General features: G+C 72.0%; 12 protein-coding genes and 1 pseudogene. 7 read left to right on the top strand and 6 right to left on the bottom strand.

What is annotated here, in order from left to right:
• Nucleotides 1-86: 86 nt before the first annotated feature.
• Nucleotides 87-743, bottom strand: a complete 657-nt coding sequence (locus ACIBF8_RS05375; RefSeq protein ID WP_396781124.1) for a TetR/AcrR family transcriptional regulator C-terminal domain-containing protein — start codon at nucleotides 741-743, stop codon at nucleotides 87-89.
• 119 nt (nucleotides 744-862) lie between these two features.
• Between ACIBF8_RS05375 and ACIBF8_RS05370 the strand changes: the two genes are divergently transcribed.
• Complete coding sequence (locus ACIBF8_RS05370; protein WP_396781123.1) at nucleotides 863-2,035, top strand: acyl-CoA dehydrogenase family protein; 1,173 nt, start codon at nucleotides 863-865, stop codon at nucleotides 2,033-2,035.
• A gap of 62 nt (nucleotides 2,036-2,097) precedes the next feature.
• Here ACIBF8_RS05370 and ACIBF8_RS05365 read toward each other — a convergent pair whose 3' ends face one another.
• From ACIBF8_RS05365 to ACIBF8_RS05350, 4 genes are all read right to left on the bottom strand, one after another.
• Nucleotides 2,098-3,135, bottom strand: a complete 1,038-nt coding sequence (locus ACIBF8_RS05365) for an aminotransferase class V-fold PLP-dependent enzyme (RefSeq protein WP_396781122.1) — start codon at nucleotides 3,133-3,135, stop codon at nucleotides 2,098-2,100.
• A gap of 105 nt (nucleotides 3,136-3,240) precedes the next feature.
• Nucleotides 3,241-5,400 (bottom strand): FUSC family protein, encoded by a 2,160-nt coding sequence (locus tag ACIBF8_RS05360; protein ID WP_396781121.1) that lies wholly within the window; start codon nucleotides 5,398-5,400, stop codon nucleotides 3,241-3,243.
• 88 nt (nucleotides 5,401-5,488) lie between these two features.
• Nucleotides 5,489-6,901: an FAD-dependent oxidoreductase gene (locus tag ACIBF8_RS05355; protein WP_396781120.1), complete on the bottom strand. Its 1,413-nt coding sequence runs from the start codon at nucleotides 6,899-6,901 to the stop codon at nucleotides 5,489-5,491.
• Between the two features lie 72 nt (nucleotides 6,902-6,973).
• Entirely contained in the window at nucleotides 6,974-9,214 is a 2,241-nt protein-coding gene (locus tag ACIBF8_RS05350; RefSeq protein WP_396781119.1) for a ricin-type beta-trefoil lectin domain protein, read from the bottom strand.
• Nucleotides 9,215-9,653: 439 nt separating this feature from the next.
• Here ACIBF8_RS05350 and ACIBF8_RS05345 point away from each other — a divergent pair, with 439 nt between their 5' ends.
• Nucleotides 9,654-10,013: a hypothetical protein gene (locus ACIBF8_RS05345; RefSeq protein ID WP_396781118.1), complete on the top strand. Its 360-nt coding sequence runs from the start codon at nucleotides 9,654-9,656 to the stop codon at nucleotides 10,011-10,013.
• 463 nt (nucleotides 10,014-10,476) lie between these two features.
• Here the strand turns inward: ACIBF8_RS05345 and ACIBF8_RS05340 are convergent, their stop codons facing one another.
• Entirely contained in the window at nucleotides 10,477-11,862 is a 1,386-nt protein-coding gene (locus ACIBF8_RS05340) for a cation:dicarboxylate symporter family transporter (protein ID WP_396781117.1), read from the bottom strand.
• Nucleotides 11,863-11,959: 97 nt separating this feature from the next.
• Here ACIBF8_RS05340 and ACIBF8_RS05335 point away from each other — a divergent pair, with 97 nt between their 5' ends.
• From ACIBF8_RS05335 to ACIBF8_RS05315, 5 genes and pseudogenes are all read left to right on the top strand, one after another.
• Nucleotides 11,960-13,543, top strand: a complete 1,584-nt coding sequence (locus ACIBF8_RS05335) for an ATP-binding protein (protein ID WP_396781116.1) — start codon at nucleotides 11,960-11,962, stop codon at nucleotides 13,541-13,543.
• Complete coding sequence (locus tag ACIBF8_RS05330; protein ID WP_396781115.1) at nucleotides 13,543-14,238, top strand: response regulator; 696 nt, start codon at nucleotides 13,543-13,545, stop codon at nucleotides 14,236-14,238. Before ACIBF8_RS05335 ends, ACIBF8_RS05330 begins: the two co-directional genes overlap by 1 nt.
• 101 nt (nucleotides 14,239-14,339) lie before the next feature.
• On the top strand, nucleotides 14,340-14,540 hold the full coding sequence (locus tag ACIBF8_RS05325; protein WP_396781114.1) for a hypothetical protein: 201 nt from the start codon (nucleotides 14,340-14,342) through the stop codon (nucleotides 14,538-14,540).
• Nucleotides 14,537-14,773, top strand: coding sequence for a hypothetical protein (locus ACIBF8_RS05320; protein ID WP_396781113.1), 237 nt, complete (start codon nucleotides 14,537-14,539; stop codon nucleotides 14,771-14,773). Before ACIBF8_RS05325 ends, ACIBF8_RS05320 begins: the two co-directional genes overlap by 4 nt.
• 273 nt (nucleotides 14,774-15,046) lie before the next feature.
• Nucleotides 15,047-15,703 (top strand): annotated as a pseudogene (locus tag ACIBF8_RS05315) (ATP-binding cassette domain-containing protein); the annotation flags it as partial.
• Nucleotides 15,704-15,755: the final 52 nt, after the last annotated feature.

The raw sequence follows: 15,755 nt of genomic DNA, 5'->3' as shown, positions 1-15,755 counted from the left end.
GTCGTCCCTTCGGGGGTGGGCGATGGCGACGGGTGATGGCGACGGGGTCGCGACGGGCGATGAAACTAGCGCTGGGAGTTTGGACGCTACCCGTTGGGCCGGGCGGACTCCACCGTGTCGACGGCGCGGGCGTACTCGGCGGCCAGACCGTGCAGCAGGGCGTCCAACCCGAGGGCGAAGGCGCCCTCGTCCACGCTCTGCTGGTGCTCGGCGAGCCGGTGCGCCTGGCGCAGGTGCGGGTAGTGCGCGGCGTACAGCTCCGGGTCCTCGACGAAACCGCGGGCGAACGAGCCGAGCGCCGACCCGGCCACGAAGTAGCGCAGCGCCGCGCCGATGTGGGTGGCGCGGGCCGGCGGCCAGCCGGCCCGGACCAGGCCGCCGTAGACCGCGTCGGCCATGGCGAGGGCGGCCGGTCGACGACCCGGCCCCTGCGCCAGGTACGGCACGATGTTCGGGTGCGCGGTGAGCGCCCGCCGGTACGACCACGCCCAGTCCCGCAGCGCGGTGACCCAGTCCCGGCTGGCGAAGCCACTGGTGTCGACGGCACCGGTGACCGTGTCGGCGACCGCGTCGAGGATCGCGTCCTTGGTGGCGAAGTGGTTGTAGAGCGACGGCCCGCGTACGCCCAAGTCGGCGGCGAGCCGGCGGGTGGAGAAGGCGGGCAGGCCCTCGGCGTCGATGAGCGCGGTGGCTGTCTCGACGATCAGCTGCCGGGTGAGCCGGGGCTGGCGGGGTCGGGGCACTGCGCTCCTCGCGGGTCTCGGGCCGTGGGGTCTGGACGGATGAAAACTTACACCGATAGTTTATGAATGACCGCTGTGGCCCGCAGCGGCGCACCGTCACGCACAACCGAGGGGGAACCGTGGACTTCGCACTGTCCGACGAGGAACGCGCCGTCCGAGACACCGTGCGCGCGTTCATCACCCGCGAGGTGCTGCCCCTGGAGGCGGAGGTGCTCCGCCGGGAACGGGCGCACCAGCCCGGCCTCGACCACTCCGAGCTGCGCGAACTGCAACTCAAGGCGCGCAAGTTCGGGTTCTGGGGCCTGGCCACCCCGGAAGAGTACGGCGGGATGAACCTGCCAGCCGTCCTCCAGTCGTTGATCTGGACCGAGTTGGGCCGCACGTTCGTGCCGTTCCGCTTCGGCGGCGAGGCGGACAACATCCTGTTCCGCGCCACCGAGGAGCAGAAGCGGGAGTTCCTCATCCCGACCATCGAGGGCGAGCGACGCTCCTGCTTCGCGATCACCGAACCCGGGGCCGGCTCGGACGCGGCCAACATCCGGCTGTCCGCCCGCCGCGACGGGGACGACTGGATCCTCGACGGCGAGAAGACCTTCATCACCGGCGGCCACGACGCCGACTTCGCCATCGTGGTCGCGGTGACCGACCGGGAGAAGGGCGCCCGCAACGGTGGCGCCACCGCGTTCCTGGTGGACCGGGCGATGGGCTGGCGCTCGGAGTTCATCCAGACGATGGGCGAGGGCGGGCCCGCGTCGCTCATCTTCGACGGCGTACGCGTGCCGCACCGCAACATCCTCGGCGAGATCGGGCAGGGCTTCACGCTGGGCATGGAGTGGATCGGCAAGGGGCGCTACACCATCCCGTCGCACGCCATCGGCATCGCCGAACGGGTGCTGCAGATGGCCATCGACTACGCCAACACCCGGGAGACCTTCGGCGCGAAGATCGGCACCAACCAGGCCATCCAGTGGATGATCGCCGACTCGGAGACGGAGCTGGAGGCAGCCCGTTGGCTGGTGTTGCGCTCGGCGTGGACCGTCGATCAGGGTCTGGACCCCCGGCACGCCTCGTCGATGGGCAAGCTCTACGGCGCCGGCATGGTCAACCGGGTGGTCGATCGGGTGCTCCAGATCCACGGCGGCATGGGCTACACCCGGGAGTTGCCCATCGAACGCTGGTACCGGCAGGTCCGGCTCTACCGGATCTTCGAGGGCACCGACGAGATGCAGCGGCTGATCATCTCGCGGGACCTGCTGCGCGGCTACACGAAGATCGGCGGCCACCTGGCCTGAGCCGGGCCGTCTGCTCCCGTCGAGGACGGCCGGCTACCCGCCCGGCCGTCCTCGACGCCGGTTCAGCCGGTCAACGCCGTCAGCGCGGCATCCACATCGGCCTCGGTGGAGTAGACGTGGAAGGAGGCCCGGACCCGGCCGGCGCGCACCGCCGCCCGGATGCCGGCCGCCGCAAGGCGCTGCTCCGCGTCGGGCACGTCCACACTGACGATGGCGCTCTCCCCCGGTGGCCGGCCCAGCCCGGTCAGGAACCGGTTGGCCAGCGCCACGTTGTGCGCCCCGATCACCGACGGGCCGATCTCGGCGACCACCTCCAGGGCGGGTGCCCCGCCGACCCAGCTGAACCAGGCCGGTGAGATGTCGAACCGGCGGGCGTCGTCGGCCAGCCGCAGCGGCGGGCCGTAGTAGGAGGCGTGCGGGTCGCGGCCCGCGTACCAGCCGGCGGCGTCGGGGCGCAGCCGCTCGCGCAGGGCGGGGGCCAGATAGGCGTACGCGGTGCCGCGCGGATTCATCAGCCACTTGTAGCCGCCCACCGCCACCACGTCGGCCCGGCTGGCGTCGAACGGCAGCCAGCCGCACGCCTGGGTCGCGTCCACCGCCACCAGCGCGTCGTACGCACGGGCCGCGGCCACGATCTCGTCGTACGCCGCGACCGCCCCGTCGGCGGACTGCACCAGGCTGAACGCGACCAGGTCGGTGTCGGCGTCGATGGCGTCGACCAGCGACTCCAGCGGCACCGTGCGGACCTTGACGCCACGCTCTTCCTGCACCAGCCAGGGGAAGAGATTCGAGGTGAACTCGACCTCGGGGACCACCACCGTGGCACCGGCCGGCAGCGCCGCCGCGACCGGCGCGAAAAGCTGGGACACCGCGGCGCCGACCGCCACGTCACCGACCGGCACCCCGATGAGGCCGGCGAAGGCCACCCGGGCCCGGTGCGTCGCCTCGCCCCAGCCCTCCCACGACGTACGCCCGACCCGCCAGGCGGCGAGGGCCTCCTGCACCGCCACCCACGCCGGCTCCGGCGGCAACCCGTAGCTGGCGGTGTTCAACCAGCCCGGCTCGGGCTGCCACAGCTTCTGCGCCTGCTCGATCTCCATGCCCTCGACGCTAGGCCGAGCGGCGCGCGACCGGCACGGCCAATCGGCGACCGGCGGCCTGTCAGATCCGTACGAAGTCCTGGCCGCGCAACGCCCGCAGCCTGGTCAACGCGCGGGTGGTCGGGCGCGGGCGAGGCTGTCGGCGAGGCCGGCGAGCCACCGGTCGGCCTCGACAAGGTGCCGGACCGACTCGAGGTCGGCCTCGCCGAGGAGCGGACGGATCCGGTTCAGCTGGTCGACGCAGGTGGTCGAGACGGGCAACCGGCCCGATGTCCGGTCGTGGGCGACCTCGTCGGCGAGGGCGTCGTACGCCGATCGCAGGCGCCCGGCCGAGTCCCGCAGCAGCGCCGCCGCCTCGGGCCAGCCGGCGAGGCAGCCGGGCGGGTTGCGCCGCAGCAGCGACTCCGCTCCGGGCACGACGTGGTGTCCGGCGCTCAGCACGGCATCCCAGTTCACCTGCGGGCGGTACGGGTCGTGTCGCTCGGAGTGGTACTGGCAGTACGACGAGTCGATCAGAACCATCCGCCGACGAACCCGGTTGAGGGCGCCCTCGGGAGAGGCGGCATCGCCGAGCATCGCCTGGACCGTCTGTTCGACCGCGTCCGCGCTGGCCGTCAGGTAGCGGGTGGCGTTGTGGCGCAGGTCGTGACCCGCGCCGCGCGGCCACATCGCCACCCCGGCGAGCACGCCGATAACCGCGCCGAGCAGAACGTCGACGAGGCGGACCTCGGCGATCCGCCACCCTTCCGGGGTCAGTTGCGCGAAGACGACAGTCAGCAGCAGGGTGAACAGCGCCTGCTGCCACACCGGCCCGAGCAGGCGACCAACGCCGAAGGCCAGCAGCAGCGTGATCGGCAGGACAATGGCGTACACGATCGGCTCGTCGACGACGAACATCACCCCGCCGCTGACGACCGCACCGGCGATCGTGCCCAGCACGGCCGGCCGCAGCGCGGTCCGGGTGTCGGCGGCCGAGGTGCGCAGCACCGTGAGGGTGGCCAGCAGCACCCAGAAGCCGTGGGTCAGGTGCAGCACACCGGCGGCCACCCGGGCGATGGCGAGTGCCACGGCCAGCCGCAACGAGCTGTGCAGGTGGGCCGAGCGCGGCGCCAGGTGGGAGCGGAACTGCCACCAGTACAACGTCCACGGGCTGCGCCGAACGTACTCGAACAACCCCGAGGAGACGTCCTGGTCGTCGAGCCGCGCCCCGGTGGCCACCCGGCAACCCACGGCGAAGACCCGCACCTGGTCCGCGAGGGCCAGCGCGGTCGCGTCCCGGCACAACCGGGGTACGTCCGCCGCGTCGCGGCCGTTGCCCGCCCCCACCGGGTACGCCGCCTCGGCTCGCCCGACCGCCGCGTCCAGGTCGGCGGGGTCCACGGCCGGGGCGCCCGGCGACAGGCTCCGGCCGGCGGCGCGGGTCGTGTCCGCGCACGAGCGCAGCAGACGCGCCGCCGGCAGGTCCGGGACCGGCTCCGGCGGGGCGTCCGCCGCGAGCCGGTCCGCCTCGGCGAGCACCTCCCGTAGCGCCGCCGCGCAGATCCGCAACGCCCGGTCCTGAACGCCCGCGGCGGTCGGTGCCCACGCCGGCGGGCTGCGGTTCAACCCGATCGCCGCCACCACGTCGTACGCCCGCTCGTGCCGGTTGTCCCGATCACTCACGGCGGCGTGCGGATCGGTCAACCTCTCGGCGGTGGCGTCGAGGAAGGCGGCCACGCCGTCCGCCGCCTCGGCGAGGCGCTGCCGGTAGGAGACCGGCACCGGGTCGGGCCAGAGGAACACCTCGGCCGCGGCGAGCAGCACGACGGCGAGCGTCACCCCACCGAGTCGCTCCGGCAGGCTGCCCGGCTGGTACGGCGGGAACGACGCCAGGATGTAGAAGAGCTGGAACGCGCTCGCCAGCCCCACCAGGCGCGGGTTGCCGACCCCGGCGAACGCCACGACGAACCCGACGACCAGCATGCCGCCGGCGGCCGCCCACGTGCTCCACGCCAGGAGTGAGCCCACCGAAATCAGCGCCCACACCGCCGGCAGCGACAGCAGGAGGATCCGCGCCCGCTGCGGCGCCGGACCGGGTAGCTGCGCGAACGACCCGGCGGCGATCGCGCCGAACAACCCGTACGTGGTGAGGACCGAGTTGCCCGCGCCGTACCGGCAGCCGTAGAAGACGGCGGACGCGACGAGCGTCAGTCGTGCCGCGCGTCGCAGGATGGCGTCACCCGGGTCACGGCGGCGAAGCCGGCCAAGGAGGCTGGTTCCGAGCACAACCGCTCCCCCGGCTTCGTCGCAGCACCCCTCCCCGGCCCACCATTCTCCACCGCGCCCCGCCACCGGCGGCGGGTTTGCCGACGAATCACCGCCGAGAGCTGCCCAGCAGGCCGAGTCGCAGGGCCCGGAACAGGGTGCCGGGGCGGCTCAGGGCGGCCGGGTGGTCGAGCATGGTGGTGACCCGACCCAGCCGGGCGTTGAGCACCGGATCGGTCAGCGACGCCCGGAAGAGCAGATCCCCGAACCACTTGGTGACCTTGTACCCGGGCGGGTACGGCCCGTCGACGTGCGGCAGCTCGATGTCGGCGGTGGTGGAGATCTGCCAGGCGGCGTCGACCACCACCCGGACCTGGTCGAAGTACGCCCGCGCGGGCTCGTCGTGCGGCTCCGGGCCGGACCGCAGATAGTTCGACAGGCAGGAGGCGTGCAGTGCCGCGGAGGTCATGCCCTGGCCGTACACCGGGTTGAAGGACGCGACCGCGTCACCGGCGGCGACCAACCCGGCGGGCAGCCGGTCGAGCTTGTGGAAGTCGCGGCGGCGGCTGTCCGCCTGGTGGTACGTGACCACCCCGCCGAGCATCTCCCCGTGTTCGGCGATGTCGCCGAACATCTGCGGGTAGTGCTCGCGACAGCGGGCGGTGAAGTCGGCGACGTCGCGGCTGGGCCGGTCCCCGTCGTAGCCGGCCACCAGCATGATCCAGCGGTCCCCCTCGACGGAGTTGATCCCGCCGATCCGGGCGGTACGCCCCTTGCCCGCCATGGTGTGGAAGACCGCCACCCAGGCGTCGCTGACCTTCTCGTCGCGCTTGTAGAGCGCCGTGGCGTAGTTCAGTTTGATCGGCATGCGGTGCATCGGCGGGCGTGGCCACCCGTGCTCGGCCAGCCAGTCACTCAACCGGCTGGACCGGCCCATCGCGTCGACCACCAGGTCCGCCGCTTCGACGACCGGCTCGGTGCCGCCCTCCGGCAGGTACCGGGCGCCGGTGACCCGCCGCTCGTCGAAGAGCAGGCCCTCGGCCCGGCCGTACACCATCTGGATGTTGTCGACGGCGAGGGTGCGCCTCCGGACCAACGCCTCCAGGAACGGACGTGTGGTGATCAGCGCCGGCCCGCTGCCGGTCGCGGCCGGTGGCAGACCCAGCACGCCGTTGATGAAGACCTTCGCCGTGCCCGGGTCGCGCGGCGGCGGCGGGGCTCCGAGCGCCAGCGCCTCGTCGGCGATGCCGGGAAACCAGCGCTCCAACTGGACCTGACCGGCGGGCAGCAGCGCGTGCACCTGGCTGCCCTGGGGCACACCCGGCCGCGGCCCGGCGTCGACATCGGACGGGTCCCGTTCGATGATCAGCACTTCCTCGGCGTGGTCGCTCAACACCCGGGCCGCCAGCAGGCCGGCCATGCTGCCACCGAGCACCACCGCTCGCCGCATGACCACGCTGGTCTCGGCCGGTCGTTCGGCCGTCGCGATCTCCGCGAAGAGCCGGGACGGAGAGGGGGCCATGCGATCACTCCTCGAACGGTCGGGAACCTCGGCATCCACGACCGTAACCACCGCAGCGCCCGCCGGCAGCGCTCAGTTGGCCCGCCACTTCTGGTTGGCGTTGCCGTTGCACTGCCAGATCTGCAACCGGGCGCCGTTGTTCGGGTTCGAGTCGAGCACGTCGACGCACCTGTCCGCCTTCGTGTTCACCAGGTCGTACGCCTTGTTGAGGGTGAACTTCTGCGACGACGCGCCGGAGCAGTCGGCCAGTTGGACGGCCGCCCCGTCCTCGGTGGAATGGCCGGCGACGTCCAGGCACTTGCCCATCGAACGGACCGTGCCGTCCGCCGGGAAGGTCCACAGCTGCTTGGCGGTCCGCCGACAGTCCCAGATCTGCAACCGCGCACCGGCGACGGCGTTGCCGTCCGGGATGTCGATGCAGCGGTCGCTGGCGAAGCTGGAGATCTGCTTGCCAGCGGGCGCGCTGCCCTGGGTCGGGGACGGCGGCGGGGCAACCGGCTGCTGCGCCGGACTCCCCGGACCGGTCGTCGAAGCGCTGCCCGTTCCCGGCGACGGCGGCCCCGCGCTCGCCGACGGCGGCCGGCCGGCGGGCCCCGACGGGGGAACACCCGCGACCGGCAGGCCCTGGAAACCATCCGTGATCAGTGCGAAGACAGCCGCGCTCGCGGACCATTCGGCGGTGGCGGTGGTCCAGTCGATCGAGTACGCGTGCCCGTTGTGGCCGACGAACACACGGTTCAGCGCGTGCATCGGCGTGCCGTCCTCGTCGGTGTACGTCCACTCCCATTCGGCGGCCCGCACCTGGTAGCGCAGCGCGTCGAGACGGACCTGCCGGTAGTCGGCGTACCGTCCGCGTTGCGCCCCCTCTCGCTTTCGCAGTTCGGCGACCAGGTCCGCTGGGATGGACCCGAGTTCGTCGACGACGAGCACGCGGCTGCCGTCCGGCTCGCGGAACTCGGCGCGCTCACCGTCGCGCCACGCCCGCCAGCCATCCGGCACCGGTACGAGGAAGCGGGGATCGTCCCGGTAGTAGCGCCACCCCGCGGGCGCCGGTGGTAGCACCCTGGACACCGGCGTCTCGGCGATCGGCGACGGGTGCACGGCCGGGGCCGCCACCGTCCCGTCGTCCGCGTCGCCGAACAACTTGGCGTTGAGCAGGGACGCAGTCACCAGCAGGACGACCAGCAGCGCGGCGGCCGTGATCGAACCGATCAGCCGTGCCCGGCGCGTGCGGCCCGCCCCGGGCCCCGAGCCAGCAGCGACAGCAGGCGCGGTGGGGACAGCAGGCGCGGTGGGGACAGCAGGCGCGGTGGGGACAGCAGGCGCGACCCGGACGGGGGGCGATGCGGGGTCAGCCGGCGACGCGGGCGGACCGGGCACGGCGGTGACGAACTCGGGCACGATCGTCGGACGGGGCCCGTCGCCACTGGTGGTGGCGGTGATCCGGGTTACCGGCCCGCCGCCGGTGGCGTTCCCCTCGGCGGCTGGCTCGTCCGGGGTGGCGGCCTGGCGCAGCAGCCGATCCGCCTCCTCGGCGCTGATCCGCTGGTCCGGCTCCCGCCGCAGCAGGCCTTCCAGGAGCGGGGTCAGCCGGCCGGCGCGCTGGGCCGGCGGTGGTGCCTCGGTGGCGAGGGCTGCCAACGTGGCGATCGGAGACGACCGGTGGTACGGCGTCCGTCCCTCGACCGCCGCGTACAGGGTGGCGCCGAGCGACCAGAGATCGGCGGCCGGCCCCACGTCGCCGTCGGTGGCCCGCTCCGGCGCGAGGAACGCCGGCGAGCCGAGCACCATCCCGGTCTGGGTCATCCGTGGGTCACCGGGAAGGGTGGCCAGACCAAAGTCGGTCAGCACCACCCTGCCGTCGTCACCGAGCAAGACATTGGCCGGCTTGACGTCCCGGTGCAGCACGCCGGCCCGGTGCGCGGCCCGCAGCGCGCCCAGAACGCCCAGCCCGATCCGCGCGGCGCGGGCCGCCGGCATCGGCCCCTCGGCTTCGAGCACCTCGTGCAGGGATCGGGACGGGACGAGTTCCATCACGATCCAGGGGTCGCCGCCGGCGTGCAGCACGTCGAAGACGCGTACCACGTTGGGGTGGCCCAGCCGGGCGACGGCCCGCGCCTCGCGCATGGAGCGTTCGCGCATCTCCCGGCGTTCGTCGTCGCGCAGGCCGGGCGGCGCCACCAACTCCTTGATGGCGACGTCACGCTGGAGCATCTCGTCACGAGCCTGCCACACGCGGCCCATCCCGCCCTGACCGAGCGGACGGACCAGCCGATAGCGATCGGCAATCAACTGTCGAGAGGCGTCTGGCACGACAGGAACGTACCTGGCGATGTTTTGCGTGCCCAATTCTTTCGGCGGGCGGAAAAGCGACAGTTGGATATGTCACATGCAAGATCAAGAGCCTGACCGATCGTTCATTTAGACATGACTCCACTATCGGCACGAGCACTGTCGCCCACCGCAACGTTACCAACGCGTATATCGGCAAAACTGCTATAGATATCGAATGGATTCGAATTCCGCGGAACGCCGGACCGGCCGCGCCACGGCATGGCGGGCCGTCCTGTGCCTGGCGGTGGTTCTGTCCGCCTGCACGCCGGCACGTGACACGCGCCAGCACACCACGCCGCCGGCCAACCGAGCAGCGCCGTCGACGGGTGCCAGCGTTGCTGGGCCGCCATGCACGCCATCGGTCGATACGCTGCCAGCACCGCCAGCGGACTACCGGTTGGTGGGGAAAGACGTGGCGGTGCCCTACGCGCCCGTGCTGTCAACAGAGACATCGGGGAAGGCCGATCCGGCGGCCCGACTCTTCGCCAAGTGGGGGCTCGTCGTCCGCGCCGGCCGGGTCGTCGACCTGCGGGTGGCACCAGGCTGGCAGGACAAGGCCCGGCTCGGATGGGGCGGCACCGGCCCGCCCGCGGCAATCGTCACGGTGCACGCCTGCGCACCGGAGGGTGGGCCGGCTCAGTGGATGGCCTTCGTCGGCGGCGCCTGGGTCGCGCAGGCCGCCTGCGTACCGCTCATCGTGACGTCGAACGGCCAACACGATCACGTCAACCTGGGCATCGGCGCCCCCTGCACCCACCCCCACCCCCACCCCCGGTGATCAAGAGCTTTGCGTCATCCATCGCGGCGTGTCGTGACGCAAACCTCTTGATCAACCGTGGTGGGGAAGGGGGGTGGGGGTGGGGAAGGGGGTGGGGTGGACGGTGGGGGTTACTGCGGCTGTTCCTGCTCCTGGTGGCCACCTTTCCCCGTTCGCAGAGCGATTCGGAGAGCGTCGATGAATCGGGGTGGCCGCAGATCGACTCGGTTTCCTGAAAATCGCGGTGTCGGCGCGGATCGGATAGACCGTTTTTCAGGAAACCGAGTGGATCAGTGCGGGGCGGGGTCGCGCGGGGCGGGGTCGCACGGGGCGGGGTCGCACGGGGCGGGGTCGCACGGGGCGGGGTCGCACGGGGCGGGGTCGCACGGGGCGGGATCGTGCGGGGCGGGATCGTGCGGGGCGGGATCGTGCGGGGCGGGTCGCGGCGACACTCGGCCGCCGCGACCCCGGTCCACGCCGTGACTCAGGCCGGCGCTCCGGCCGGCGCGGTCTCCTTCTGGTCGGGGCGGGGCGCCGCCTCGTCGTCGTCGTGCTCGTCGACCATGGTGGCCTCGTCGAACGGGTCGTTGCCGCTGAGCACTCCGACCGCCCGCTCCCGGTCGAACTCTCCGGTCCAGGTGCCCACCAGCACGGTCGCCACCGCGTTGCCGGCGAAGTTGGTCAGCGCGCGGGCCTCCGACATGAACCGGTCGATGCCAACGATCAGCCCCACCCCGTCGACGAGGTCCGGCCGGTGCGACTGGAGCCCGCCGGCCAGCGTGGCCAGCCCGGCACCGGTGACCCCGGCGGCGCCCTTCGACGCGATGATCATGAAAAGCAGCAGCGAGATCTGCTCACCGATGGCCAGCGGCTTGCCCAGCGCGTCCGCGATGAACAGCGACGCCATGGTCAGGTAGATCGCCGTCCCGTCCAGGTTGAACGAGTAGCCGGTCGGCACGGTGATGCCGACGACCGGCTTGCTCACGCCGAAGTGCTCCATCTTGGCGATCAGCCGCGGCAGCGCCGACTCCGACGACGAGGTCGACAGGATAAGCAGGAACTCCCGGCCCAGGTAACGCAGCAGCGAGAAGATCGAGATCCGGGCCACGAACCACAGCAGCGCGCCCAGGAACACCAGCACGAAGATCAGACAGGTGACGTAGAAGCCCACCATGATCTGGGCGAGGCTCTTGAGGGCGTCCATGCCGGTCGCGCCGACCACAGCGGCCATCGCGCCGAAAGCGCCGATCGGCGCCAGCCACATGATCATGGCGAGGACCTTGAAGACGACCCGCTGGATGACGGTGATGGCGCTGAGCACCGGCTCACCACGACGGCCCATGGCCTGCACGGCGAAGCCGACCAGCAGGGCGACCAGCAGCGTCTGGAGCACCTTGCCCTCGGTGAGCGAGGAGAGCAGCGTGGTCGGGATGATCCCGAGCAGGAACTCGGCCGTACCGGCGGCCTCGTCACCGGCGGCGGCCTTGCCGGAACCGGCGAGGTCCGGGCCGAGGTCCAGGCCCGAGCCGGGGTGGATGAGGTTGCCGACGACCAGGCCGATGGCCAGGGCGACGGTCGACATGGTCAGGAAGTAGCCGAGGGCGAGGCCGCCGACCCGGCCGACCTTCGCGGCCTGCCGGACGGAGCCGACGCCGAGCACGATGGTGCAGAAGATGACCGGGCTGATCATCATCTTGATCAGGTTGACGAAGCCGGTGCCGATCGGCTTGAGTTCCTTGCCGAAATCGGGGGCGACCAGGCCGACCACGATGCCGGCGAACACGGCCACGATGACGGCCAGATACAGGTAACGGGTACGGTCCCGGCGGACCGCCGGTGCCGGGGTGGTGGCGGATGTGGTGGTGTCCATGTCGACAATGTGAAGCGCGTCTCACCAGTTGACAGCCTTGCGGTCATTCTGTTCACCGCAACGCACCCACAATGGCGCGACGAGGAGGTGATGAGGGGTGGCCCGACGTCAGTGGAGCATCGCGGGGCAACTCTTCGCCCTCCAGGCGATGGTGGTGACGCTGCTCGTGCTGGCCGGCGCGGCGGGCGCCGTCTGGCTGGCCCGCAGCGACTCCCGCCAGGCCGCGCAGGAGGAGGTGCTCGCGGTGGCGCAGACCGTGGCCGGCTCCCCCGACGTGCGGGCGGCCCTCACCACCGCCGACCCGGCCAGCCTGCTGCAGCCGTACGCCGAATCGACCCGGAAGGCGACCGGCACCGACTTCGTGGTGGTGATGGCCCCCGACCGCACCCGTTTCTCGCACCCGACCCGGGACCGGATCGGCGAGCCGTTCGTCGGCGAGATCAGGCCCGCCCTGGCGGGACGCCCGTTCACCACCACCAACGTCGGGACGCTCGGCGAGTCGGTGCGCGCGGTCGTTCCGGTGTACGACGAACAGCGACACATCGTCGGACTGGTCTCGGTGGGCATCACCACCCGCGCGATCGACCGTAAGTTGCTCGGCCAGTTGCCGGTGCTGTTCGGGGTGGCCGCGCCGGCCCTCGCGCTCGCCGCGACGGGCTCCTGGCTGCTCAGCCGCCGGCTGCGTCGCCAGACGCACGGTCTGGGTCCGGCCCAGATGACAAGGATGTACGAGTACTACGACGCCGTTCTGCACTCGGTGCGCGAAGGTCTCGTCGTGCTGACCACCGACCGGCGGGTGGCGCTGGTCAACGACGAGGGGCGTCGGTTGCTGGGGCTCGACGCGGACGCGCCGGTGATCGACCAGCCGGTGGCCGGCATCGACCTCCCGCCGGCTGCGGCCGAGTTGCTCGGTTCCGGGCGCGACGCCCGCGACGAACCGATCCTCGCCGGTGACCGGGTGCTCGTCGCCAACCAGCGGACCACCCGCTTCGAGGGCACGGTGCTCGGCACCGTGCTGACCCTGCGCGACCAGACCGAGCTGCGCACGCTGGCCAGTGAGCTGGATTCGGTGCGGGCGCTGACCGAGGCGTTGCAGGCGCAGACCCACGAGTCGGCCAACCGGCTGCACACCGTGCTGACCCTGGTCGAGTTGGGCCGCGCCGACGAGGCCGTCCGACTCGGCACCCGCGATCTGGCCCTCGCCCAGCAACTGACCGACCGGGTGGTCGGCGCGGTGACCGAGCCGGCGTTGGCCGCGCTGCTGCTCGGCAAGTCCGCGCAGGCCGGCGAACGCGGGGTGGACCTGGTTATCGAACCGGACTGCCGCCTCGACGACAGTCCGCTGCCGACCGGCGACCTGCTCACCGTGGTCGGCAACCTGGTCGACAACGCCCTGGAGGCGGTGTCCGGCACGCCGGCGCCCCGCCGGGTACGGGTCTTCGTCGGGGAGGTCGACGACGAGCTGGTGGTCCGGGTCGCCGACAGCGGCCCCGGGCTGGCCCCGGAGCGGGTGGCCGACGCGTTCCGGCGTGGCTGGTCCACCAAGAGCACCGGGCGGGGTCTCGGCCTGGCGCTGGTCGGGCAGGTGGTGCGCCGGCACGGCGGTAGCGCCGAGGTGGCTCGCTCGGACGACGGCGGCAGCCTGTTCACCGTCCGGGTGCCGGGCAGGATCGAGCGGTGATGACCGACATCCGGGTGCTGGTCGTCGAGGACGAGCCGCTGCTGGCCGAGGCGCACAGCGCGTACACCGAACGGGTTCCCGGTTTCGTGGTGGTCGGGGTGGCGCACACCGCACGGGCGGCGATGGCGGCCCTGCGCGCGGGCGGCGGCGGTGACGTGGACCTCGTACTCCTGGATTTTCGGCTGCCCGACCTGCACGGCCTGGACGTCTGCCGGGCGCTGCGCGCGGCCGGCAGCAGCGTCGACGTGCTCGCGGTGACGTCCGCACGGGACCTGGCGGTGGTGCGCACCGCCGTGTCCCTCGGGGTGACCCACTACCTGCTCAAGCCGTTCACGTTCGCCGCGTTCCGCGACAAGCTGGAGCGGTACGCCGACTACCGCGCCCAGGCGCTCGCCGACGGCGAGGTCGCCGCCCAGCACGAGGTGGACCAGATGTTCGCCACGCTGCGCGGCACCGCCGGGCACAGCCTGCCCAAGGGGCTCGACGCGCAGACCCTCGATCGGGTACGCGCCGCCCTCACCGACGGGGCGCGCGCGGAGGTCGGACTGTCCGCGACCGAGGTGAGCGCGCGGACCGGCATCTCCCGGGTGACCGCCCGCCGCTACTTGGAGTACCTGGTGACGGTTGACCGGGCCGCCCGCACCCCCCGCTACGGCACCCCCGGCCGCCCCGAGGTCGAGTACCGACCCCGCTGAGCGCGGACCGCAACGCGGCCGGGACGACCGGCCCTGACGTGCCTCGTATCGATGTCGGAGGTGGGAGAATCGGAGACGACCAGACACGCAGGAGGTGCGCCGTGACGTCAAGCAACGCCGAGCGGATTCCCGAGTGGCCGACGGCTGAGCATGTACCGGCCGTGGAATTGGCTCGCCGGCAGGGCATTCGGCCCATCGCCTCCGTGGACGACCTGGCACGCCCAGATCTGTTCGAGTCGGACGACGAGTTGGACGCGTTCCTCGCCGACCTCCACGCGTCCCGGCAGGCCGGTGCCGCATGAGTCTCGTCGTCCTGGACACCGATGTGGCGTCGGCGATCCTGCGGGGACGGCTCCCCGACCGTCTTCGTGCTCGTCTGGTCGGTAAGACCCTTTGCATCACGTTCGTGACGCTCGCGGAGTTGACCAAATGGACAGCACTCCGTAGCTGGGGGCCGCGCAAGCTGGCCGACCTAGCACAGTGGCGGTCCGAGATCGTGCTGCTTCCCTTCGACGAGGTCTTCGACGTCTCCTAGGGCTGCGCTGGGTGTCTTCGGACGTCAGCCGGCCGGGAACCGGGTGGCGGGGCGAAGATCCGTTGTTAGACTCGGCGGCGTTGGGTTAGCGGCACGACCAGGGAGACCAGACATGGCGGGTGACGACGACATCTCCGGGTGAGACCGGATGTGTTCGGCCATCGGTTCGGCGCGCGTTCCGCGCAGCCGCCGTGGCCATGCCGTCGTTCCACCGGTTCCCGTTGTCGTCGGGCGGTCCAGTCGCGCCCACCCACCCCTTTGAGGTCTCTCGCAATGTCTGATGCCTTCATCGTCTGCTCGAATCTCTCCTTCTCCTGGCCGGACGACACCCCGGTCTTCTCGGAACTGTCCTTCACCGTCCCGGGCGGCCGCACCGGCCTGGTCGCGCCGAACGGCGCCGGCAAGAGCACCCTGCTGCGGCTGATCGCCGGGGAGTTGCGGCCCACCGGCGGCAGCGTCACCGTCGACGGCCTGCTCGGCTACCTCCCACAGACGCTGCCCCTGGCCGGTGACCTGAGCGTGGCGCAGGTGCTGGGCGTGGCCGAGCGGGTCGCGGCGCTGCACGCCATCGAGGCCGGCGACGCCAGCGAGGAACACTTCGCCACCATCGGCGACGACTGGGACATCGAGGAGCGCACCCGCTCGGAGTTGGACCGGCTCGGCCTGGGTGAGTTGTCCCTCGACCGGCGGCTGCACACCCTCAGCGGCGGTCAGGTGGTCTCCCTCGGCCTGGCGGCGCAACTGCTGCGCCGCCCCGACGTGCTGCTGCTCGACGAGCCGACCAACAACCTGGACCTGGTCAGCGTCGGTCAGTTGGAGAGCGCGCTCGCCGCGTACCAGGGGGCGTTCGTGGTGGTGAGCCACGACGAGCGGTTCCTCGCCGAGATTGGCGTGCAGCGCTGGTTGCGGCTGGCCGACGGCCAGCTGCGGGAGATCAGCGCCCCCGACCGGGGCTGAGCCAGGCCGTCCTCGGTCCGGCCGG

Source organism: Micromonospora sp. NPDC050276 (assembly GCF_044459545.1).
In the GTDB taxonomy this organism is placed as follows: Bacteria; Actinomycetota; Actinomycetes; order Mycobacteriales; family Micromonosporaceae; genus Micromonospora.
The sequence above is the reverse complement of the archived record's forward strand: the minus strand, read 5'-3'. Positions and strand labels throughout refer to the sequence as shown.

Coding starts and splice junctions, on each gene's coding strand:
- ACIBF8_RS05365 (WP_396781122.1), bottom strand. CDS start 3,135: ATGGAGATCGAGCAGGCGCAGAAGCTGTGGCAGCCCGAGCCGGGCTGG.
- ACIBF8_RS05355 (WP_396781120.1), bottom strand. CDS start 6,901: ATGGCCCCCTCTCCGTCCCGGCTCTTCGCGGAGATCGCGACGGCCGAA.
- ACIBF8_RS05340 (WP_396781117.1), bottom strand. CDS start 11,862: ATGGACACCACCACATCCGCCACCACCCCGGCACCGGCGGTCCGCCGG.
- ACIBF8_RS05330 (WP_396781115.1), top strand. CDS start 13,543: ATGACCGACATCCGGGTGCTGGTCGTCGAGGACGAGCCGCTGCTGGCC.
- ACIBF8_RS05320 (WP_396781113.1), top strand. CDS start 14,537: ATGAGTCTCGTCGTCCTGGACACCGATGTGGCGTCGGCGATCCTGCGG.